The sequence below is a fragment of the Actinomycetospora sp. NBRC 106375 genome (genome assembly GCF_030269665.1).
Taxonomy (GTDB): Bacteria; Actinomycetota; Actinomycetes; order Mycobacteriales; family Pseudonocardiaceae; genus Actinomycetospora.
This window is the reverse complement of record NZ_BSTS01000020.1, coordinates 15,091-37,152: the sequence shown is the minus strand read 5'-3', so window position 1 is coordinate 37,152 and position 22,062 is coordinate 15,091. Positions and strand designations below refer to the sequence as shown.

At 75.5% G+C, this 22,062-nt stretch carries 20 protein-coding genes; 9 read left to right on the top strand and 11 right to left on the bottom strand.

Features of this window, described 5'->3' with window-relative positions; all coding sequences use genetic code 11:
- Positions 1-72 precede the first annotated feature (72 nt).
- Complete coding sequence (dnaA, locus tag QSK03_RS26595) at positions 73-1,773, bottom strand: chromosomal replication initiator protein DnaA (protein ID WP_285658379.1); 1,701 nt, start codon at positions 1,771-1,773, stop codon at positions 73-75.
- A gap of 420 nt (positions 1,774-2,193) precedes the next feature.
- Here dnaA and rpmH point away from each other — a divergent pair, with 420 nt between their 5' ends.
- Positions 2,194-2,337: a 50S ribosomal protein L34 gene (gene rpmH / locus QSK03_RS26590; RefSeq protein WP_285658377.1), complete on the top strand. Its 144-nt coding sequence runs from the start codon at positions 2,194-2,196 to the stop codon at positions 2,335-2,337.
- Between the two features lie 75 nt (positions 2,338-2,412).
- Complete coding sequence (rnpA, locus tag QSK03_RS26585) at positions 2,413-2,802, top strand: ribonuclease P protein component (RefSeq protein ID WP_502872223.1); 390 nt, start codon at positions 2,413-2,415, stop codon at positions 2,800-2,802.
- Here rnpA and QSK03_RS26580 read toward each other — a convergent pair.
- A complete protein-coding gene (locus QSK03_RS26580) occupies positions 2,792-3,559 on the bottom strand; it encodes an FkbM family methyltransferase (RefSeq protein WP_285658376.1) in 768 nt (255 codons plus the stop codon). The two genes, rnpA and QSK03_RS26580, sit on opposite strands and share 11 nt — an antisense overlap.
- Before the next feature lie 162 nt (positions 3,560-3,721).
- On the opposite strand from QSK03_RS26580, the gene yidD reads away from it, so the two are divergent.
- The 7 genes from yidD (at position 3,722) to QSK03_RS26545 (ending at position 10,092) form a co-directional block, all read left to right on the top strand.
- Positions 3,722-4,165 carry a membrane protein insertion efficiency factor YidD gene (gene yidD / locus QSK03_RS26575; protein WP_285658374.1) on the top strand — a complete coding sequence of 148 codons (444 nt, stop codon included), beginning with the start codon at positions 3,722-3,724 and terminating at the stop codon, positions 4,163-4,165.
- Entirely contained in the window at positions 4,159-5,460 is a 1,302-nt protein-coding gene (gene yidC / locus QSK03_RS26570) for a membrane protein insertase YidC (protein WP_285658372.1), read from the top strand. The genes yidD and yidC overlap by 7 nt, the downstream gene beginning before the upstream one ends.
- A gap of 170 nt (positions 5,461-5,630) precedes the next feature.
- Complete coding sequence (locus tag QSK03_RS26565; RefSeq protein WP_285658370.1) at positions 5,631-6,203, top strand: Jag family protein; 573 nt, start codon at positions 5,631-5,633, stop codon at positions 6,201-6,203.
- Positions 6,204-6,279: 76 nt separating this feature from the next.
- A complete protein-coding gene (gene rsmG, locus QSK03_RS26560) occupies positions 6,280-7,077 on the top strand; it encodes a 16S rRNA (guanine(527)-N(7))-methyltransferase RsmG (RefSeq protein ID WP_285658368.1) in 798 nt (265 codons plus the stop codon).
- A 142-nt stretch (positions 7,078-7,219) separates the two neighbouring features.
- Complete coding sequence (locus QSK03_RS26555) at positions 7,220-8,107, top strand: ParA family protein (protein ID WP_285658511.1); 888 nt, start codon at positions 7,220-7,222, stop codon at positions 8,105-8,107.
- Positions 8,104-9,222 carry a ParB/RepB/Spo0J family partition protein gene (locus QSK03_RS26550; protein WP_285658366.1) on the top strand — a complete coding sequence of 373 codons (1,119 nt, stop codon included), beginning with the start codon at positions 8,104-8,106 and terminating at the stop codon, positions 9,220-9,222. Before QSK03_RS26555 ends, QSK03_RS26550 begins: the two co-directional genes overlap by 4 nt.
- 195 nt (positions 9,223-9,417) lie before the next feature.
- Entirely contained in the window at positions 9,418-10,092 is a 675-nt protein-coding gene (locus QSK03_RS26545) for a GNAT family N-acetyltransferase (RefSeq protein ID WP_285658364.1), read from the top strand.
- Between the two features lie 35 nt (positions 10,093-10,127).
- On the opposite strand, the gene QSK03_RS26540 is transcribed toward QSK03_RS26545, so the two are convergent.
- The 9 genes from QSK03_RS26540 to QSK03_RS26500 all read right to left on the bottom strand — a co-directional run bounded on the left by QSK03_RS26540 (position 10,128) and on the right by QSK03_RS26500 (position 21,923).
- Positions 10,128-11,288, bottom strand: coding sequence for an N-acetylmuramoyl-L-alanine amidase (locus tag QSK03_RS26540; protein ID WP_285658363.1), 1,161 nt, complete (start codon positions 11,286-11,288; stop codon positions 10,128-10,130).
- Positions 11,289-11,547: 259 nt separating this feature from the next.
- Positions 11,548-11,874 carry a thioredoxin gene (gene trxA / locus QSK03_RS26535; protein ID WP_285658361.1) on the bottom strand — a complete coding sequence of 109 codons (327 nt, stop codon included), beginning with the start codon at positions 11,872-11,874 and terminating at the stop codon, positions 11,548-11,550.
- Between the two features lie 44 nt (positions 11,875-11,918).
- Positions 11,919-13,019, bottom strand: coding sequence for a thioredoxin-disulfide reductase (trxB, locus tag QSK03_RS26530; protein WP_285658360.1), 1,101 nt, complete (start codon positions 13,017-13,019; stop codon positions 11,919-11,921).
- A 49-nt stretch (positions 13,020-13,068) separates the two neighbouring features.
- Positions 13,069-13,791, bottom strand: coding sequence for an RsmA family anti-sigma factor (locus QSK03_RS26525; protein WP_285658359.1), 723 nt, complete (start codon positions 13,789-13,791; stop codon positions 13,069-13,071).
- The gene (sigM, locus tag QSK03_RS26520; protein ID WP_285658357.1) at positions 13,788-14,453 is read right to left on the bottom strand and encodes an RNA polymerase sigma factor SigM; all 666 of its coding nucleotides are present in this window, start codon (positions 14,451-14,453) and stop codon (positions 13,788-13,790) included. Before sigM ends, QSK03_RS26525 begins: the two co-directional genes overlap by 4 nt.
- Positions 14,454-14,517: 64 nt before the next feature.
- The gene (locus tag QSK03_RS26515; RefSeq protein ID WP_285658355.1) at positions 14,518-16,485 is read right to left on the bottom strand and encodes a protein kinase family protein; all 1,968 of its coding nucleotides are present in this window, start codon (positions 16,483-16,485) and stop codon (positions 14,518-14,520) included.
- 169 nt (positions 16,486-16,654) lie between these two features.
- On the bottom strand, positions 16,655-18,721 hold the full coding sequence (gene murJ / locus QSK03_RS26510; RefSeq protein WP_285658353.1) for a murein biosynthesis integral membrane protein MurJ: 2,067 nt from the start codon (positions 18,719-18,721) through the stop codon (positions 16,655-16,657).
- A gap of 500 nt (positions 18,722-19,221) precedes the next feature.
- Positions 19,222-21,498 (bottom strand): DUF6049 family protein, encoded by a 2,277-nt coding sequence (locus QSK03_RS26505; protein WP_285658352.1) that lies wholly within the window; start codon positions 21,496-21,498, stop codon positions 19,222-19,224.
- On the bottom strand, positions 21,495-21,923 hold the full coding sequence (locus tag QSK03_RS26500) for an NUDIX hydrolase (RefSeq protein WP_285658510.1): 429 nt from the start codon (positions 21,921-21,923) through the stop codon (positions 21,495-21,497). The genes QSK03_RS26505 and QSK03_RS26500 overlap by 4 nt, the downstream gene beginning before the upstream one ends.
- Between the last annotated feature and the right edge of the window lie 139 nt (positions 21,924-22,062).

Sequence of the window (22,062 nt, the reverse complement as noted above, 5' to 3'; positions counted from 1 at the left end):
GCGAACAGCGCGTTCGCTACATCCACCTGGCGCGCCCCGGGCGAGGGCGGGCGCGCGGGGTGGAGGGGGCCGTCAGCCGCGGGCGCGCTGCTTGATGCGCGCGGTGAGCTCCTGGACCTGCTCGTAGGTCCGGCGCCGTTCGGCCATCTCCTTGCGGATCTTCTTGTCCGCGTGCATGACCGTGGTGTGGTCGCGGTTGCCGAACGTCTGCCCGATGCGGGGCAGGGAGAGGTCGGTGAGCTCGCGGCAGAGGTACATCGCGATCTGGCGGGCCAGGGCGAGGGCCTTCGTCTTGCCGGGGCCGCAGAGGTCGTCGATGGACACCGAGTAGAACTCGGCGGTCACCGCCATGATCGTCGGCGCGGTGATCTCCGACTGGCGGGAGTCGGGGATGAGGTCGCGCAGGACGATCTCGGCGAGCTGCAGGTCGATCGGCTGCCGGTTGAGCGACGCGAAGGCGGTGACGCGGATCAGGGCGCCCTCGAGCTCGCGGATGTTGCGCTCGATGCGGTCGGCGATGAACTCGAGGACCTCGGGCGGCGCGGCCATCCGCTCGCCGGCGGCCTTCTTGCGCAGGATCGCGATGCGGGTCTCGAGCTCGGGGGGCTGGATGTCGGTGATCAGGCCCCACTCGAACCGGGTGCGCAGCCGGTCCTCGAGCGTCTCGAGGCGCTTGGGCGGCCGGTCCGACGACACGACGATCTGCTTGTTCGCGTTGTGCAGCGTGTTGAAGGTGTGGAAGAACTCCTCCTGGGTGCCTTCCTTGCCCTCCAGGAACTGGATGTCGTCCACCAGCAGCACGTCGACGTCGCGGTAGCGGCGCTGGAAGGCGATCTTCCGGTCGTCGCGCAGCGAGTTGATGAAGTCGTTGGTGAACTCCTCCGTGGACACGTAGCGCACGCGCATCCCGGAGAAGAGGCGCTGGGCGTAGTGCCCGACCGCGTGGAGCAGGTGGGTCTTGCCGAGCCCGGAGTCGCCCCAGACGAACAGCGGGTTGTACGCGCGGGCCGGCGCCTCGGACACCGCGACCGCGGCGGCGTGGGCGAAGCGGTTCGAGGCCCCGATGACGAACGTGTCGAACGTGTACTTCTCGTTGAGCCGGGTCTGCGAGCGCGGGGCGCCGCGGGCCGGGTCCGGACCGGTGTCGCGCAGCTCGCCGGCGGGCTCGGGCCCGCCGAGGCCGCCGCGGGGTGCCCAGATCTCGTGCACCGCTGCGAGGCCGTCGCCGACCTCGTCGACCTGTTCCTCGGGGTGCGCGGGATCGGGGTTGTGCGTCACCCGCCCGACACCGGCGGCCGCGGCGATCGCCTCGGCCCGGTACGAGGACGTCGGCGACGCCGCCGAGGACGTGGCGGCGAGATAGCCGGTGTCGGGGCCCGTGTGCGCGTGGTGCCCGTCGGCCCGGGCGTCGCCGTTGGTGTGCTCGCCCTCCTCGGCGGGCAGCGTCGCGCGCGGCAGCGGGGCGGTGCTCGGACCGGCCTCCGGCGCGGGGCGGGCGCTGTGGTCGACGCGGACGGCCAGGGAGACCGGACGGCCGATGTGGCGGGAGAGGGCGGCGACGATCGGGTCGCGCAGGGCCCGCTCGATGGCCTCCTTGGCGAACTCGCTGGGCGCCGCGAGCAGGGCGGTGTCGTCGAGGAGCCCGAGCGGCCGGGTGACGCGCACCCAGGCCCGCTGCTGCGGGGAGAGCGAGGCGCCGTCGGCCGAGCCCGCGGTGAGCTCGGCGACCACCTGGCCCCAGGTCTCGTCGAGGTCGAAGAGCTGGTCCGACATCCGGTACCCCCCTCCGTCCCCTGCGGCGGCCGCCCGTGCGTGCCGCTCGGCACCGTCGCGTGGACGCGCGCGTCCACAGCTCTGTCCACAACTGTGCACGACATCGCGCGGACGGTGACGCGCGGGTACGAGGGCGTCCTCCCCCTGACGCCCGGCCTCGGTCCCGCTCGGCGGGCACGGCCCGGGAGACCGGGATCCCGTGTCCTCTGTCCTCGACGGGAGCACGGACGCTAACAAGCCTCCAGCACGGGCCACAACCTCCCCCCGGACGGCGGTGGCGGACGATCGAGTGGTGCTACGCGACCGGGGTGCGACCCCGCGGGGGAGCACCGGCTACCCTGGTCGTGACCGGATCCGGCGCCCGGACGGGGCTGTCGGCACCCACGCGCAACTGCGCGCTCGGAGCAGGAGACATCGAAAGTGGCCAAGGGCAAGCGCACGTTCCAGCCGAACAACCGTCGGCGGTCGAAGACCCACGGCTTCCGGCTGCGCATGCGGACGCGCGCCGGCCGCGCGGTGCTGGCCTCGCGCCGCCGCAAGGGCCGCGAGCAGATCAGCGCCTAGTCGGCCCGCGGGTCCGTCCCGCGCGACACGGCTCTCCCGACGGGACCGCTCCTTCGTGGACGCGGTCCCGTCGTCGTGTCCGCAGGGTCGCCGCGCCCGGCGCACGCCACCGTGCTCCCCCGCGAACTCCGGATCACCCGGCCCCAGGACTTCCGCCGCGTGCTGCGCGGCGGTCGGCGTGCGGGGCGTCGTCACCTAGTGGTGCACGCGGTCGCGACCCCGGCCACCGACCGTCCGGTCCGTCCCGCCCGCGCGGGCCTGGTGGTCGGCCGCGGCGTCGGACCGGCCGTGACCCGGCACCGGGTGAGCCGGCGGCTGCGCCACCTGCTGCGCCCGCGTCTCGAGGCGCTGCCCGCGGGCACCGACCTGGTGGTGCGGGCTCAGCCGCCCGCGGCGGACGCGACCTCGGCACAGCTCGGCGACGACCTCGACGCGGCGCTCGCGCGCCTGCGGCTCACGGACTGAACAGGTAGTTCCGCTCGGTGTCGACGATCCCCGCCACCGGCCGCCAGCCGGCCGACCACGTGTGCGCGCGGTACCCCAGCGCGCCGGTGAGCCGGTCGAAGAGGTCGGCGGCCGCGAGCCCGTACTTGCTGGTGTGCCGGTCCTCGATCTCCAGCAGGAGGTGGGGCCGGTGAGTCGCGAGCGTCGCGGCGGCCCCGTCGACCAGGGCGCCCTCCGCACCCTCGACGTCCGCCTTCACGAGCGCGACCCGCGCGAGCCCCAGGTCGGCGACGACGGCGTCGAGCGTGTCCACGGCGACCGACTCCAGCCGGTGGCCGGCGAACTCCCGGTTGGGCCCGGCGTCCCGCGCGCCGGCGGTGAGGTACGCCCGACCGTGCACCGGCAGGCCGCGCCGTCGGGGCACCGAGAGCTCCTGGCGTCCCGGCGCCGCGCCGAGAGCGAGCCGGTGCGGGTGGACGTGGTCCAGCCCGGCCGCCCGCACCCCGAGGGTCAGCGCCCGGTGCGCCCCGCGCTGGGGCTCGAAACTGTGCACCGCCCCGCTCGCCCCGACGAGGTCGGCGAGCACGTGGGTGTAGAGGCCGAACTCGGCGCCGACGTCGAGGCAGACGTCGCCCGGTCCGACGAGATCCGGCAGACCGAGGATCTCCTTCTCGACCACCGTGCCCCGGCGGGCGGCGGCGGCGAGGACGCGGTGCACGGCCTGCGATCGGCGGGTCCCGCCGACTCCCCGGCCGCCGGGGTGTCCGTCGATCGACACGGCACTGATCGTCCCACCCCGCCGTCGGCCGCCCGGCCCGACCCCGTGGGCGGTCGCTTCCGGGCGCGACGACGGGCACCATGGAACCGACGACCGGGGCCCACGGCACCGACGGCGGGCGGGGTGCGCGCCGCCCGGGCCCCGACGAGGAGGACGGCATCGGTGGAGGACCGAGCACCGGTGCACGCCGCGTCGGGCGATCCGTCCGCGACGGCCGGGCCGCCGGCACCCGGGCCGCCGGCATCCGAGCCCCCGGCGCCCGGACCCACGCCTGCGGGCGCACCCGACGGTGAGCGGCGCTCCCCCGCGGTCCGCGCGCTCGTCGCCGTGCTGCGGTTCTACCAGCGCTGGATCTCCCCGCTGTTCGGTCCCTCGTGCCGCTTCTACCCCAGCTGCAGCGCCTACGCGATCGGGTCGCTGCGCGTGCACGGTGTCGTGATCGGCACGGGGCTGACCCTGGTCAGGGTGGCCAAGTGCGCTCCCTGGCACCCTGGAGGCCTGGACCCGGTCCCGCCGCGCGGCGACCGGACGTGGTGCGGGTGGCCCCGCCGCACCGCCGACCCGGGGGCCGACGGCCCCCACACCGAGGAGCGAGAGACGTGCTGAACTTCATCTACTACCCCGTGTCGGCCATCATGTGGTTCTGGCACGAGGTGTTCGGCTTCGTCCTCGGGCCCGCCAACGGCTTCGGCTGGGCGCTCTCGGTCATCTTCCTCGTCTTCACGCTGCGCTCCCTGCTGATCAAGCCGTTCATCAGCCAGGTGCGCTCGATGCGCAAGATGCAGGAGTTCCAGCCGCAGATCAAGAAGCTGCAGGAGAAGTACAAGAACGACCGGCAGAAGCTCGCCGAGGAGATGCAGAAGCTCCAGAAGGAGCACGGGGTCAACCCCCTCGGCGGCTGCCTCCCGCTGCTGGTGCAGCTGCCGGTCTTCATCGGCCTGTTCCACGTGCTCAAGGGTTTCCAGCCGAACTTCCCCTACAACTACGTCTTCGACCGGGCCGACATCGAGTCGTTCAACAACGCCGACATCTTCGGCGTGAAGCTGAACGAGGCGATCGCCGGCGGCATGCAGCAGCTGGGCCACATCTCGTTCAACTTCGGCGACTTCCAGGCCCACGTCGTGCCCGTGGCGCTGCCGCTGATGATCCTGGCGGCCATCGCGACCCACTTCACCGCGCGCGTCTCCCAGCAGCACCAGAGCCCGGCCGCCGCAGCGAACCCGCAGGCCGCGATCATGGGCAAGATCACGATGTGGCTGTTCCCCATCGGCCTGCTGGTCTTCGGTGCCTTCTTCCCGATCGCGATCCTCATCTACTTCCTGAGCCAGAACACCTGGACGCTCGGCCAGCAGTTCCTCATCTACCGCAAGATCGCCCGCGAGGAGGAGGAGAAGCGCGAGCAGGCCCGCGAGCAGCGTGACGCCCTCGCGCCGAAGCCGGGCCAGAAGCCGCAGACGGGCCAGAAGCCGCAGCCGGGTCAGAAGCCCCAGCGCGCCGCCGCCGACGTGGCGGTGGACGAGGACGCGGTCGACGTGGCAGAGGTCGCCGAGGCGCAGGAGCCGGACGGGGCCGGGACGCCCGCGACCACGGGCGGCACCACCGGCGGCGCCGGGAAGGGCGCGAAGTCGGGCGGCGGGAAGAAGGGCGGCTCCGGCAACAGCGGCAACGGCGGGCGCCGGGCCCCGGGCAAGGTCGGCCCCGCGCGGTCGGGCAACGCCCGCCAGGGCTCGGGCAACCCCACGCCCGGCAAGGTCGCCCGGGGCAACGGCGGAGGCGGCGCGAACGGCGCCAACGGCAACGGCTCCGGCGGGTCGAACGGGTCCGGCAAGGGCGCGGGCGGCAAGGGCGGTCAGCTGGCGTCGTCCGGTCAGGGCAAGCGGCCGAACAAGAAGAAGAAGTAGCCCGCCGACCGGCCGGCGGCCCCCTGCGGGCGCCCGGCCGGGGCGGGCCCTCCGGTGGCCGCGCGCGATCCCCCGCAGCGCGGACCGGGACCACGGACCCGCACGCCCGCGACGGTGGCGCGGCGCGTGCCAGACAGGCCCCGTGACGGGGCCGGGCGGAAGGAGACGACGTGTCGGAGACGGTGGCGTCGCAGGACGAGGCAGGCACGGTCGAGTCGGCGGAGACGTCCGGGTCGGGCGCGCCCCCGGAGGACGCGTCGCGCGCGGAGCGCAGCTCCGAGGACCAGCTCGTCCGCGAGGGCGACATCGCGGGCGACTACCTGGAGCGGTTGCTCGACATCCTCGACTTCGACGGGGACATCGACCTCGACGTGGAGGCCGGCCGCGCCGTCGTGAGCGTGGACGGGGGCAAGGACCTCGAGAAGCTGGTCGGCGCCCGCGGTGACGTCCTCGAGGCGCTCCAGGAGCTGACGCGGCTCGCGGTGCAGCAGTCGACCGGGTCGCGCAACCGGCTGATGCTCGACGTCGCCGGCTGGCGCTCGCAGCGCCGCTCCGAGCTCACCGACCTCGGGCGCCAGGCCGCCCAGGAGGCCAAGGACACCGGGCACCTCCAGAAGCTCCGCCCGATGACCCCGTTCGAGCGCAAGATCGTGCACGACGCGGTGGCGGCGGTCGGTGGCGTGCGGAGCGAGAGCGAGGGCGAGGAGCCCCGCCGCCGCGTCGTGGTCCACCCGGCGGGCTGATCACGGTGCCCGCGGCTCCGGTCCCGGCGCTCCCCGCGAGGGTCCCGGGCGTTCCGGTTCCACGTGGAACACGACGATGAGCACCACGCACGGCGAGCCCGTGGAAGGGCCCGGCGGCGCGGAGGTCACCGCCGAGGTCACCGCCGAGGCGACCGCCGCGACGACCGCCGTCCCGCCGACACCGAGCGAGGCCGCAGCCGTCTTCGGCGCCCGGCTGGCGTCCGCCGAGCGCTACGTCGCCCTGCTCGCCGGGCCGGGGCTCGAGCAAGGAGTCATCGGACCGCGCGAGCTGCCGCGGCTCTGGGACCGCCACGTCCTCAACAGCGCGGCGGTCGGCGAGGTGCTGCCCGCCGACGCGACCGTGGTCGACGTCGGTTCCGGTGCGGGCCTGCCCGGTATCCCGCTGGCTCTCGCGCGACCCGATCTCACGGTGACGCTGCTCGAGCCGATGGCCCGTCGCGTCGCGTGGCTGGAGCGGGTGGTGGCGGAGCTGGATCTCGACGTCGCTGTCGTGCGGGGACGGGCCGAGGAGCGGGAGGCGCGTCGCCGGTGCGGGGAGAGCGACGTCGTCACCGCGCGGGCGGTGGCCCCGATGGGGCGTCTCGTCACATGGACGCTGCCTCTGGTCCGCCCGGGTGGGACGCTGGCGGCGATGAAGGGCGCGAGCGCCGCCGACGAGGTGGCGCGTGACCTCAAACAGATTCGCGCGGCGGGCGGGGACGAACCCCGGGTGGTGCGTTGCGGCGTGGGAGACGCGGCGACGTCCGTCGTGCTGGTAAGTCGGAGTGAGCGACGCGGCCCCTCCCCCGGTTCCGGACGCCGCGCCCGCGGCAGGAAGGATCGTGCCCGTGACCGATCGACCGACGACGCCTAGCCGCTCTGTTCCACGTGGAACAGCCGCCGCCGACCGGCCGTCCGCCGAGAAGGTGCGCGAGGCGGTCAGTGACGCGGCGGCCAGTGTCGGCGCCGGCGTCCTCGGTGCCGGTGAGGTGCTCTACCCGGACGGCGACGAGGGCATGACGCCGATCGCCGAGGAGGCCGCACGGGCCGCGCGGGTCCTGCATCCCGAGGACCACCGCCTCCCGCGGCCCACCGAGCGGCGCATCATCACCGTCGCCAACCAGAAGGGCGGCGTCGGCAAGACGACGAGCGCGGTCAACCTCGCCGCGGCCCTGGCGCTGCACGGCGCCCGGGTGCTGGTCGTCGATCTCGACCCGCAGGGCAACGCCAGCACCGCGCTCGGCGTCGACCACCGCAGCGGGACGCCCTCGATCTACGAGGTGCTCCTCGGCGAGCTGACGATCGACCAGGCGGCCGCGGTCTGCGAGCGCTCGGACGACCTCCTCTGCGTGCCCGCGACCATCGACCTCGCCGGGTCCGAGATCGAGCTCGTCTCGATGCTCAACCGCGAGTCCCGCCTCAAGAACGCTCTGACCACCGACGCGCTCGACCGGCTCGACGTCGACTACGTCGTCATCGACTGCCCACCGTCGCTCGGTCTGCTCACGCTCAACGCGATGGTGGCGGCGCCCGAGGTGCTCATCCCGATCCAGTGCGAGTACTACGCGTTGGAGGGGCTGAGCCAGCTGCTCAACAACATCGCCCTGGTGCAGTCGCACCTCAACCCCGGGCTCCACGTGTCGACGATCCTGCTGACCATGTACGACGGGCGCACCAAGCTCGCCGACCAGGTCACCTCCGAGGTCCGCAACCACTTCGGTGACGTGGTCCTGCGGACCGTCATCCCGCGCAGCGTGAAGGTCTCGGAGGCGCCCGGCTTCGGCCAGACCGTCCTCACCTACGACCCGGGCTCCCGGGGAGCGATGAGCTACCTCGACGCGGCCCGGGAGTTCGCCGCCCGCACGATCGTGCGGCGCCAGCCCGAGGGCGAGGGAGCACGATGACGGAGAGGACCGAACGGCGGGGCGGGCTGGGGCGCGGGCTCGCCGCCCTGATCCCCACGGGACCTCCGGAGACCGACGGGGCAGCAGCGCCGTCGCGTCACGGGCTGGGCAACCAGGCGGCCGACGTCGTGTTCGGGGCGCGCCGCACCGAGAGCACCGCCGCCCCGGCCGGGAACCACGGGGAGCACGGCGGCCACGGGGACCACGCGGCCACGACGAACGGCGCGACGACCGCTCCCGAGCCGTCGGGCGAGGTCGCCGGCGCTGTCTACCGCGAGGTGCGGCTCGACGGGATCCGCCCCAACCCCCGCCAGCCCCGCACCGTCTTCGACGAGGAGTCGCTGGGCGAGCTCGAGCACTCGGTGCGGGAGTTCGGTCTCCTGCAGCCGATCGTCGTGCGCGAGCTCCCCGGGCCCGAGCCGGGTGTCGACGGCGGACCGCCGCTGACCCACGAGCTCGTCATGGGCGAACGGCGGTGGCGCGCGGCGCAGCGGGTGGGCCTCGAGCACATCCCGGCGATCGTCCGGCAGACCACCGACGACGCCCTGCTGCGCGACGCGCTGCTCGAGAACATCCACCGCGTCCAGCTCAACCCGCTCGAGGAGGCGGCCGCCTACCAGCAGCTGCTGACCGAGTTCGACGTGACGCACGAGCAGCTCGCGGACCGGATCGGGCGGAGCCGCCCGGCCATCACCAACACGATCCGGCTGATGAAGCTGCCCGTCGCGGTGCAGCGCCGGGTCGCGGCCGGCGTCCTCTCGGCCGGGCATGCCCGGGCGCTGCTCGGGCTCGACGATCCCGGCACCCAGGAGGAGCTCGCGGCCCGCATCGTCGCCGAGGGCCTGTCGGTCCGGGCCGCGGAGGAGGCGGTGACCCTCGCGCGCGGCGGCGCCACGAACGCGACGAAGCGGGCACCGGCGCGCAAGCCGATGCACGCTCCCGGCCTCCAGGATCTGGCCGAGCGGCTGTCGGACCAGTTCGACACCCGCGTCAAGGTCGAGCTCGGTCAGCGCAAGGGCCGGATCGTCGTCGAGTTCGGCTCGGTCGACGATCTGGAGCGCATCGCGCAGCTGATGGGACGGGACCCGTCCTCGGGCCCATCACCCCGGGACTGATCTCCGGAGCCCGCAGCGTCGATCTGGAGGCGCCCTGAGATCGACGGAGAGCACGCTCACCTCGGGTCACCACGATCGAGGGTCGATTCGGCGGTCGAGGGAGACCGTTCGTCCACTCGGGCGACCCGGGCCGGGCGCCGAGAAAGGCCGGGACACTATCCTCTCGGCGTCCGGATGTCGGGGAAGGCGGAACGCGTGTCGCGGAGCTGTGTCGGGGTCACCCTCGACAACATCGAGGAGCTGCCCAAGCAGTGTCGCCGCTGTGTGTACTGGGAGTTCCCCCCGCACCTGAGCGACCAGGCCGAGGAGTTCGGCACCGTCGAGCTCGAGAAGGAGGCCTGGGTCTCCGGGGTCCTGCTCGAGTGGGGCTCGTGCGGGCGCATCGCCCACGTCGAGGGCCTGCCGGCCGGGTTCGCGTTCTTCGCCCCGCCGACCGTGGTGCCGCGTGCCGCGGCGTTCCCGACGGCTCCGGTCTCGCCGGACGCGGTGCTCCTGTGCGGCGTGCACGTGCTGCCGGACTTCGCCGGGGAGGGGATCGGCCGGCTGCTCGTGCAGGACGTCGTCCGTGACCTCACGCGGCGCGGGGTCAAGGCCGTCGAGGCGTTCGCCGACGACTCCGCGCGCGCCCGCGCGGAGGCCCACGGCCGCACCGAGGCGGGCACCCCGACCTGCATCCTGCCCGCCGCGTTCCTGCGCGCCGTGGGCTTCAAGACCGTCCAGCCGCACCCGCACTGGCCGCGGATGCGCTTCGAGCTGAACACCGGCTTCAACTGGAAGGAGGACGTCGAGGCCGCCATCGCCCAGCTCCTGGGCTCGGTGACGATCTCGACGGCCCCCGCCGCGGCGCCGGCGCGCGTGAGCTGCCGCTAGGGACGTGCAGGGCCGGCCGGCCGCGCGTCGAGCGCTCAGCGTGCGGCCGCGGGCCGGTTGGCCTCGCGCTGCAGGACCTCGGCCCAGGTGAACGTGCCGGTGGGCTTGTCGTCCTGGCCGAGCAGGTAGAGCCGCTTGACCGCGACGAGGATCCCCTCGGCGACGACGTCGCGGAAGCCCGGGTCGAGCAGGGCCGCGCGGTCGCGGTCGTTGGTGAGGTAACCGATCTCGACCCGGACGGCCGGCATACGGGTCAGGCGCAGGAGCTCCCACGGCCGCGGGTGGACGCCGCAGTCGAGCATGCGCGTGCGGGCCAGGAGCTCCCGGTGGATGAAGCCGGCCAGGGCCTCGCCGACCGTGGAGGTGGCGCCCGTGCCGGTGCCGAAATGGAACGCGGCCAGGCCGTTGGCGGCCGGGCTGGTGTTGGCGTCGACGTGCAGCGAGAGCACGACGTCGGCGCCCGCGGAGTTGGCGAAACCGGCGCGCTCGGCGTCGGTGGGGCAGTCCTGCGGGCCGTGGGAGAGCAGGGCCTCCATGCCGGCGGCCGCCATCCGGCCCTCGAGCCGACGCGCGATGTCGCCGACGAGTCCGGCCTCGGTGACCGCCTCCGGCCCGGCGCCGATCAGGGCGCCGCGGTCGGCGCCGCCGTGGCCGGGGTCGATGACGATGCGCTTGCCCGACAGCCGCGGACCGGCCTTGTGGAGCCGCTCCTGCTCCCGCAGCAGGCCGGGACGCCCGCCGGTGACCTTGCGGCCCAGGTAGCCGAGGTGGCGCAGGGTGCGGGGCCCGCACATGCCGTCCGGGCTCATGCCGTAGTCGCGCTGGAAGCTGCGCAGCGCCTGCTCGGTCTGTCGGCCGAAGACGCCGTCGGCGCGCCCCGAGTCGTAGCCCAGCTCGAGGAGGCGCTCCTGGAGGGCGAAGACGTCGTCACCGGTGAGGGGCTGCTGGGTGTTGAGCAGGAGCATGCGGTCGCCGAGCGACCACCGGGCGTCGCGCAGGGCCCGGTAGGTGGCCGGCCCGACGATGCCGTCGGTGATCAGGCCACGGTGCTGCTGGAAGGTGCGCACGGCCTGCTCGAGCGGCTCGTCGAAGAGGGCGGGTCCGGGGCCGGTCGGCTCCAGGATCCCCATCTCCTCGAGTGCTGCCCGGACCTCGGCGACCGGCGGGCCGGCGTCACCGCGGCTCAGCAGCTGCATGCACTTCGCTCCCGATGGTCCGCGTCCGCGTCCGGGACGTCTGGCACGTAGGTCTCGTCGCGCTTCACTGGAGCCTCATTGTGCCCTGTCCGGCGCGTCACGCCGTGCAGTGGGGCGCCGTCGCGGGTCACGGTTCGGGCTCGCCGAGCGGACACACCACGGCGCCGGGTGCCCGTCGATGATGACGGACGCCCGGCGCCGGGGCGATGAACGGTCGGATCCGGACCGTCGCGGCCGATCGGCCGTGCTCAGACGGTGATCAGGAGATGACGTCGGAGAGGTCGTCGAGCAGGACCGACTTCGGCTTGGCGCCGACGATCTGCTTGACCGGCTTGCCGCCCTGGAAGACCAGCAGCGTCGGGATCGACATGACCTGGTAGTCGCGCGCGGTGGCGGGGTTCTGGTCGATGTCGAGCTTGGCCACGGTCAGCTTGTCGCCGTGCTCGGCGGCGATCTCCTCGAGCACCGGGGCGACCATCTTGCAGGGGCCGCACCAGGTCGCCCAGAAGTCGACGACGACGGGCTTGTCGCTGCCCAGGACCTCGTCGGCGAAGGTGGCATCGGTGACGTTCACGGGCGCGCTCATGGCGTTCCTCTCAGGAGTGGGGTCGGGAGGTTGATGGCGGGCGATCAGGACGGGGCGGGGACGGCGTCGCCGGCGGGCTCGGGCGACCCCTCGTCGACGGAACCCACCGAACCACCGCTCGTGGCGGGTCCCACGGAAGCGAGGCCGTTCGTGGCGCCACCGTCCACCCCCGGGGTGGGTGGCGGCGCGGTCTCGGTGCCCGCGTCCGCCTGCTCGGCGAGCCAGCGCTCGGCGTCGATGGCCGCCTGGCACCCGCTGCCGGCGGCCGTGATGGCCTGGCGGTACGTGTGGTCCACGAGGTCACCGCAGGCGAACACGCCGGGCAGGTTGGTGCCGGTGCCGGGCAGCGCCACGCGGACGTAGCCCTCGTCGTCGGTGTCGACGGCGTCGCGCACGAGACCCGAGCGCGGGTCGTGGCCCACGGCGACGAAGAAGCCGGTGACGGCCAACGTCTCCTCCTCGCCCGTGACCACGTTGCGGACCCGGACGCCCTCGACGGTGTTCTCCCCGAGGACCTCCTCGACCACCGTGTCCGTGCGGATCGTGATCTTCGGGTCCTGCTTGGCGCGCTCCAGCATGATCGCGGAGGCCCGGAACTCGCTGCGCCGGTGCAGGATCGTCACCGACCGGGCGAAGCGGGTGAGGAAGGTGGCCTCCTCCATCGCGGAGTCGCCGCCGCCGACCACGACGATGTCGTGCTCGCGGAAGAAGAAGCCGTCACAGGTGGCGCAGGCACTGACGCCCCGGCCGAGCAGCTTCTCCTCGCCGGGCACGCCGAGGTACCGGGCCTGGGCACCCATCGCGAGGATGATCGCGCGGGCCCGATGCCAGGTGCCGTCGACCCGCACGGCCTTGACGCCGTCGCCGGAGCCCGTGAGGTCGATCGCGTCGACGTCCTCGGGGCGCAGGTCCGTGCCGAAGCGCTCGGCCTGGCGGCGCATGCGGTCCATGAGCTCCGGGCCCTGGATCTCGTCCGCGAAGCCCGGGTAGTTCTCGACGCCGGTGGTGGTCATCAGGGCGCCGCCGAACTGGCTGCCCTCGAAGACCAGCACGTCGAGCTGGGCGCGCGCGGCGTACACGGCGGCCGTGTAGCCGGCCGGGCCCGAGCCCACGATGATCACGTCGTGGATGGTCTGGTCGCTCACGTGGGCATCAACGTCGCAGACCACCCGAGGATTCCCTGTGCGGCACCGCTCACCGGCCGACCGTCGTGTCGGACACGGTGAGCGGCGTGCCGGCGGCGCACCCCGGCTCGACCACGAGCAGGCGGAACCGCGCGGCCACCCCGGTGGGCAGCACCAGCAGCACGCCCGGGCGCCCGTCCACCGCCACCTCGCGGGCCCCCACCGGCCGGACTCCGGCGGGCACCCCGTGCGCGGCGAGACACCCGGCGAGCCGGTCGGTGTCGGCGAGCGGCCCGTAGTCGCTGCGTCCCAGCCCGGCGCGCAGGGCGGCGGGGCCGTCGCCGCCGGCGAGGACCGGGACGTCCGTGCCTCCCGGGGCCGTCGGCGCGGGTCCCGGGGCCGCGGTCGGCGGTGCGGGCGCGGGGCCGATGCCGGAGCCCGCGGTGGCCGACACCGCCACGACGGCGGCGACCGCGACGACGACGGCCGCCGCGGCGGCGACTAGCCACCTGGCCGAGGGGCGGCGTCGGCGGGCACCGCCCGCCGGGACCTGCGACTCCCCGGTGTCGGACGGCCCGGTGTCGGACGGCCCGGTGTCGGACGGCCCGGTGTCGGACGGCCCGGCGTCGCGCTCCCGGGCCAGCGCGCGGTCGATGTCCGCGAGGAGCTCGGAGGGCATCGCCGGCGTCCGCGCGCCGTGCGCGGCGAGGTCCGCCCGCGTGCGCTCGAGGGCCGCGGCCACGGCGGGATCGGTCGGGTCCGGGAGATCGGCCACGCGATCGTCGTCGCTCACGACCCACCTCCCGTCCGCTCGGTGCCCCGCGCCTCGTCGCCGGCACTCATGGGTTGGACGTCGCCGGCCGCCCCGTCGTTCCCCCGGGCCGCCACCGGATCGCGGACCCGCTGCGGCGGCTGCAGGTGGCCGAGCAGCCCGGTGAGACGGCCGCGTGCCCGGTTGCACCGGCTCTTGATGGTGCCCTCCCGCACGCCCAGGATCTCGGCGGTCTCGGCGACGGAGAAGCCGTGGACGTCGACCATCACGACGGCGAGCCGCTGCCCGTCCGGCAGGGTCGCGAGGGCCTCGGCGACGGTGAGGCGGGTCAGGTGGTCGTCGATCCCGTCGCGGGGGGTGGGCAGGTCATGCCCGGCGAGGGGCTCGGTGGTGCGCGTGCGGCGCCGGCGGATCCGGTCGAGGCAGGCGTTGACGACGATCCGGTGCAGCCACGTCGAGACCTCCGACTCCCCGCGGTAGCGGGCCGCCCCGCGCAGCGCGGAGACGAAGGTGTCCTGGACCGCGTCGCTGGCGTCCTCGCGGTGGTCGAGCGTGCGGAACGCCAGGAGCCAGAGCCGCTCGGCGTAGCGCCGCACGAGCTCGTCGAACGCCCCGTCCCGCCCGGCGACGTGCGCGGCGAGCAGCTCGCGATCGCTGCGCGGGTCGGGCGGTGGGCCGGGCACGAGCCGGGACGCTAGCCGCCGGGGAGCACCCGCCGGGGTCGTTCGGAGAAGCTCGTGGGCCCGGTCAGGGCCCGGCGCGCTGGATCGTGACCTCGGCCAGCTCGCTGACGTACTTGTCGTCGTCGTCCTGGCCGAGCTGGGTGATCCAGATGAGCAGGTTGCCGGTCGGCGGCGCCGCCTGGAGGGGGATCGTCAGCGTGTCCTCGTCGACCGTGCCGGCTCCCAGGAGCTGGGTCTGGGCCACCGGCACGTCGGGGCGGGCGGCGGCCCGGACCTCGATGCGGGTGCCCGGGCTGGGCGAGCGGACCGTCACCGCCGCGACCTGGGCCGGGGCTGTGAACGTCGTCATCATCCCGATGCCCGGCTTGAGGGCGGGGAGCTGCTGGCGGTAGTCCGAGGTGGACCAGGTGGTCGACGGGTCGTTGTCCGCGGCCCGGTTGATGCGCGTGGGGTTGTCGGGGCTGCCGGCGGGGCTGTACACGGCCACGCTCGAGAGCTGCACCGGTCCGGACGGGGCCGGCGACGGCGAGGCGGGCGCCGGGGAGGGCCCGGCCGGGGGCGCCGGCGCGGCGCTCGGGGCCGCGGTGTCCGGGATGACGACCACCGGCGGCGCCGACGAGCCGCCGCCGGCGACGACCGACACGACCTGGTAGGTGACGAAGCCCAGGATCGCCAGGGTGGCGATGACCAGCGCCGTCACGCCGATGCGCAGCTTGCGGCGACGCTCCGGGTCCGGGCTCGGGTCGGGCACGGCGTCGTCGTGCCAGACCTCGGTGGGGTCGTCGGCGTCGATCGTCTGCCCGTCCTCGAGGACCGGCAGCAGCACACCGTCGTCCTCGAGGCCCTCGCGCATCTGGACGACGAGGCGGTGCACGGCGGCCGCGGTGCGGATGCCGCCGTCGGAGTCCAGCGTGCGGTCGACGAGCGCGCCGAGCTCGACCGGCAGGTCCGGGCGCAGCTGGCGGGCCGGCACCGGCCCGCCGCCCGGGGCGTGCGGCGCGGGCCGCAGGCCGGCGGGCGTCGGGACGCCCTCGGACCCGGGCCAGCGGGCCGTGAGCAGGAGGTAGAGCAGCGCGCCGAGGCCGTGCACGTCGTCGGCGTTCGTCGCGTCGCCGCGTGGCATCGGGAACGCCAGGCGGGTGGCGGCGCGGGCGCTGACGCGCACGCGCTGGGGGTGGTCGAGGCCGAGCACGAGCCCCGAGCGGTGCGCCGCGGCCACGGCGTCGGCGAGGGGCTCGATCACCCGCAGGGCGGCGCTGGGGCGCAGGGGCCCGTCGGCGACCAGCTCGGCGAGGTCGCGTCCCGGGGTCCACTCGGCGACGGCGGCGCCCAGCACGCCGGTCGGCAGCGGCGTGCCCCCCGGCCGCACGACGTCGAGGATGCGCGCGGCGTGCGGGTGCTCGAAGTGTGCCGACCGCGTGGCGCGCGACAGGGCGGCGGAGGCCCGGGCGTCGCCCTGCCACGAGCCGACCAGCAGCGTCACCGCGACGTCGCGCTCGAGCATGATGTCGCGCGCCTTCCACAGCGCGGCGTCGGCGCTGCGGTCGCGACCGACCTCGGCCACCAGCCGGTACCGGTCCGCGAGCACCGTGCCCGGCATGAGCGCGTTCGGCGCCGGGATCGGGCCGGAGCCGGGCCCGGTGCGGACGGGACCGCGCCCGGGGCGCCGGGGGCCGGCGGCCGGGAAGGGTGCGGAGGGCGGGCCGGGAGGGCCGGCGGGACCGGGGCCCTGGGCGGCCGGTCCGCGGGGGCCGCGGCCGGCGCCGCCACCTCCGGGTGGCGGGCCCGGGGGCACCGTGCCGGTGGCCGGACCACCGGACCCGTTCGTGCCGCCGGACACCGCGCCGCCCGCCTCGGCGGCACGGGGGACGTGCGTGGTGGGCCCGTCGATGCCGACACCGCGGCGGGTGGGCGCACCGTTGGGGGCCGGCTCCTCGGGGCCCTCCTGCGCGGCGACCCGGGTCGTGGCCTCGACGCCGGAGGAGTCTGCGCCGTCCGGATGCTCCTCGTGCTCCGTCCGGCCCTCCGTCACCGCGGGCTCCGCGGGGGCAGGTCCGGTGGTCGTGCTCTCCGGAGACGGTTCGCCCGCCACGTCCTCACCTCCCCCACGAATCCGGCCGAGCCTACGGGACTCCAGTGCCGCCTCGGGGGACGCCGTACCGGTGCCGTCGGTTGCTCGATGGGCCCGTGAGCCACTCGTTCTAGGCCGTCGGGGCGCGCCCCCGACCGACCAGACGGCGCAACCGGGACACGACGGGATCGAGCTCGGGCACCCGCAGGAGGCGCATGGCCACGGCGACGACGACGAGGAACGCCACCGATCCGACGACGAGCACCAGCCAGGACCGGAGGACGAGCGCCACCCCGCCCCCCAGGACCCGCTCGAGCAGCGTGACGACGAGCACCGCGACGAGCACCGCGACGAGCGAGGCGAGCAGCGTCAGGACGAAGGTCCGCAGGACGCGCCGCGTGTCGAGGTGTCCGAGGCGCACCCGCAGCCAGATGTTGCCGACCACCAGCCCGATGACGAACCCGAAGGCGTTGACGGCGGCCAGGCCGAGCACGACCTGCTCCGGCGCGAGGAGGACCGGGCAGAGGTAGGCCATCGGCACCTTGATCGCGGTGATGACGACCATGATCAGGGTCGGTGTGCGGGCGTCGTTCATCGCGTAGAAGACGCGCATCTGCAGCATGACGACGGCCATGGGCAGGAGACCGAAGGCCGACGCGGCCATCGCGCCGCCGAGGGACGCCGCGCCCTCGGGCCCCGAACGCCCGACGCTGAACAGCGCGACGCCGAGCTGGGAGCCGAACACCGTGAGGAGCGCGCTCATCGGCAGCAGCGTCACCGTCGACAGGCGCGTGCCCAGCGAGAGGTCGGACACCACCTGGTCGGTGCGGCCGTTGGCGGCGGCGGCGCTCATCCGGGGCATGAGCGCGGTCAGCAGGGACACGCCCAGCACGCCGTAGGGCACCTGGATGAGCAGCCAGGCGTAGCTGTAGATCGCGGGCCCGCCCTCGTCGGAGCCGGACGCGACCCGGGTGATCGCCGCGAGGCCGACCTGGCTGACCAGCACGTAGCCGACGACCCACGCCGCCAGCCCGCCGAATGCCGAGAGCCGGGTGTCCCATCCGAAGCGCCACTTCCAGTGGAAGCCGACCCGGCGCATGGCCGGGAGCATCACCCCGGCCTGGACGACGATGCCGAGGGTGCTCCCGATGCCGAGCACGAGCAGTTGTGCGGTGGAGATGCCCTCGGGCGGCGAGGGCAGCATCGCGTAGAGGCCCAGCGCGATGAGCGCCACGACGTTGTTGAGCACCGGCGCCCAGGCCGCGGGGCCGAAGTTCGCCCGCGAGTTGAGGATCGCCCCGAACAGGGCGCCCATGCCGTAGAAGAAGATCTGCGGCAGGAGCAGGTAGGCGAAGTCGACGGCGAGGTCGACGTTGACGTCGGCGGCCAGGTACGGCCGGATGAGCAGCGGGGCCGCGACCACCGCCAGCGTCGTGGCGACGAGCAGGCCGACCGTCGCCCCGGACAGGAGCTTCTGGGCGAAGGCGTCCCCGTCGTCCCCGTCCTCCTTGGCGGCGCGGACGAGGACGGGGATGACGACGCTGGTCAGCACCCCGCCGAGCAGGAGCTCGAAGATGATGTTCGGCAGGGTGTTCGCGACGTTGAACGAGCTGCCGACGAGGTTCAGCCCGACGATCGCGGTCAGGCCCAGCGTGCGCAGGAAGCCCGTGAGCCGGCTGACGAGGGTCGCGACGGCCATGCCGCCCGAGGCCTTGACCAGCGCCTTGTCGTCGCGGCCGGGCTCGTCCACCGGTGCGCGCGGCGCCGGGACGGCCGGGGCCTCCTGCTCGAGCGGTAGGCGCGGGAGCAGCACGGTCTCGTCGGCCGCGCCGCCGTAGCTCCAGGACGCCAGCGGTGCCGGGGTACCCACCCGGACGGTCCGCTCCTCGCGGGGCGGCCGGGCCGCGGCCGCCAGCGTCTCGGTCCGCTCCGGGTCGGCCTCGGCGAGGGCGCCCTCGGCCTCGAGGGCGTCGATCGCGGCGGTCGGCGCGGTGAGCCCGGTGGTCGACGGCTCGGCGGGACCGGCCCCGGGTGGCCCGCCCGGGGGCCGGGGCGGGACCCCCGGACCGTGGGGCGCGGGACCGCCGTGGACGGGCGGTGCCCCGGATCCGCGGGGCGGCCCGGGAGGTCCCGGCGGGCGACCGGACGGGCGGTTTCCCGGCGGGGCGCCACCGCCCGGCCCGCCGGCCTCCGACACGGGCGGGTCGTGCGGTGCACCGTTCCGGGGCCCGACCGGAGGTGGTCCGGCGGGCGGTGGCCCGGCGAGAGGCGGCCCGTGGGCCGGTCCGGGAGCGGGCGGGTGCGGAGGCGGGCCCGGAGGAGGACCCGCGGGGGACGGCGGTGGCACCCGCGGCGCCCGGTCGCCGGGCCCGGCGCGGCCGACCGGTCCCGGCGGGGGCATCGGCGGTCGGCCCGGGCCACCCGGGGCCGGGCCCTGCGGCGGACCGCCGGGACCGCCGGGACCGCCGGGACCGCCGGGCGACCCCGGCGGTGCCCCGCCGCGGGCTCCGGGCGGGGGCGGCGGGGGCACGACCTCGGGCGCGTCCGGAGGAGACGGCGGGCCCGGCTGCTGGCCCGGCTGCTGGTGTTGGCCGGGGTGCACGGCGGCGTTCGGCGCCCGCCCGGGGCGCTGGGGTGCGTCCGGGCCGACGTCGTCCGCCTGCGCGTCGTCGCGCCGGCGGTCGGGCTCGGCGGCGCTCACCGTTTCTGCAGCTCGCGGGTCGGGAGATCCTGCGGATCCGTCGTGGTGGGGTCCCCGCGATGCCGGCTGCGGCGGGACCTCCGGTCGCGTCGGGCCGCCCGGACCCGGCGAGCGATCCGTACGCTCGCCAGGATCACCAGCACGAGGGCTGCGGACGCGGTCAACCACACCGTGATCGTGCCGTAGGCGGTCGATCGCAGCAGCAGACGAGCCGTCGGCCCGAGAGGTTCACCCCCCGGTGTCCGGGCCCGGGCGTCCACGGCGAACTGCCCGGCGCGGGTGACCTCGACCTCGACCTGCACCTGGCGACTGCCGAACGCGGGCACCGTGAGCTGGGGCACGGGTGTGGTCCGCAACCCGTTCGTGGGTTCCAGCACCACGTCGACCCGCACCGCCACGGGCAGGCGGTTCTCGACGGTGAGCAGCAGGGGGGCGTCGTTGCTGCCGAGCGAGTAGGACCCGGACGGCTGCACGACGCGCACGAGCGAGCGGAGCTCGTCGTTCTGACGCTCGACCGCGCCGACGGCGGCGTCCTGCGCGGCCGGGTCGCCGCGCCACGCCGCGGACAGGCTGCGCAGCACGTCGTCGGTCAGGGGCTCGACGAAGTCCGACGGCGAGGGCGCGCCGACGCCGTCGCGTTCGGTGGCGGCGAGCAGTTCGCGCTGGCGGTCCCGGACCTGTCCGGCCCGGGCGACGGCCGACTGCTGCAGACCGTCCGCCTCGGAGAGCCCCGAACGCGCGGACAACGACGCCGTGGGCAGGGGCGTCCCGGCGCCGACGGGCGAGAGCAGGCCGCCCAGGTCGACGGGCCGGGCGAGGCCCAGACGGGTGAGCTCGTCCACCGCACCCAGCAGGGCTCCCGCCTCGGCGCCGTTCGCCGCCCAGTCGATCGGCGGGGCGACGACGTCCACCGGCGGGCTCCCGGTGCCCGGGCCCTGCAGCGCGCGCAGGGCGAGCGCGCCGACGGCGTCCTGGGCGGCGAGCGCGCCGGGGGTCCCCGCGGGGCTCGCGACCGCCTCGTCGGTGCGCGGGGCGAGCGCGGCCGCGGCCACGGGGTCGAGCGTCACCGCGGTGGGCGCGGCACCGGCCGGACCGGGCAGGCGGGCGAGGGCGCCGGCGGGCGGGTCGCCGTCGAGCACGTCGGGGTCGAGCAGGAGGTTCCGCGTGCCGCCCGCCGTGAGGTCGGCGAGGCTGCGCTCGTCGACGAGCCCGCCGGCGGGCCAGACCGTGTCCGGCACCGGGGTCACGCCGAGCAGCTCCGCGACGCGCCGCGTGCCCGTCGCCACGGCGGCGGTGGTGAGGTCGGTGAGGTTGCCCCGGGCTGTCGCGACGAGGTCGGTGTCCGCGTAGGGCAGGGCGGTCACGCACCGCCCCCGGGCCTGCGCACGGACGGCGTCGAGCCACTGACCGGCGGCGGCCGCCCCCGCTCCGGGCCGCGCACCGCCGTCCGGTGTGCGCACCTGGTACCCGCCGGCCATGGCCTGCGCGGTCTCGAGCAGGTCGGCGTCGACGGCCAGGCACACCGAGCGGGCGGCGGCGGACCCGGCGGGGGCGGCCCGCCCCAGTGCGTCGACCAGGCCCGCGAGACGCCCGCCCGGAGCGAAGGACGTCGCCAGGTCGTCGTCGGCGAGCAGGGTGGGGGCCCCGGGGACCACCGGCAGGCGGCGCGGCCGGTCGGCGAGGGGGTAGAGCACGGAGATGCTCGCGGCGCGGTCCGCGGGGGGCGGGGTGGCCGGCCGCCCGCCGGGCACGCCGACGACGGGCAGCAGCACCGGCACCGCGCCGAGGCGGCTCGTGCCGGCACCGCCGAGGCTGCCGGTGGCCTCGACCCGCAGCGGGAGGACGCCGGTCCGGGCGGCGAGCGCGTCCGTGCCGGCGAGCGGGACCCGCAGCGTGAACGGCGCGTCCTGCCCGGGCTCGACGGTCGACGGCGCGTCGACGCGGGCCCGGACCGCCTGGGTGGCCCCGTCGCCGTCGAGGGCGTCGACCGCGCCCCGGGACCCGGTGACCGCCGAGCCCTTCGCGAGGCGCACGGCGAGGTCGCGAACGGGCACCGCCGACCGGTTGGCGACGTGGCCGGTGACCACCAGCTCCCCGGGCCCGTCCGCGGTGACCACGCGCGGGGTCATGCCGTCGAGCACGAGGGAGACGGCGGCGTCGTCCTCGGGCGCCTCCGGCGCGGCCGCCGCGGACGGCGCGGCGACGAGGGCGACGAGCAGGCCGACGAGGAGGAGCAGCCCCGCCGCGTACGCCCGCGGCGGGCGGCGGCTCACGCCGACTCCTCCAGGATCTGGGCGGCGCGCCGCACGAGGCGGCGCTCGTCGGCGTAGGCCAGCCTCCGGTCCAGCTCCGCGAGCGGCACCCACGCCACCTCGGTGACCTCGACGTCGGCGTCGGAGAGCTCGCCGCCGTGGGCCCGCAGCAGGTAGTGGTGCACCGTCTTGTGGATACGGCGGTCCTCGGCCACGAACCAGTAGTCGATGCTGCCGAGGAACGCCCGCACGGACGCGATGATGCCGGTCTCCTCCTCGACCTCGCGCACGGCGGCCTGCTCGGCGGTCTCGCCCTCCTCGAGGTGACCCTTGGGCAGCGACCACAGCAGGCGGCCGCGGCGGTCGAGCCGGCCGATCAGGGCCGCGCTGGCGCCGGTGGCGTCGACGACGAGGCCTCCCGCCGAGGTCTCGTCGACCGTGCGCATCCGCCGTCGGGAGCCCCGCCGGCGCCGGTCGCCGGACCGGCGGGACGGGGTGGACACGCTCGCGATCGTACGGCGCCCCCTCGGTGGCGGGGATCTGTCGGCGGGTCGACGCGCGGGTGTCGGATCCGCGGACCTCCGG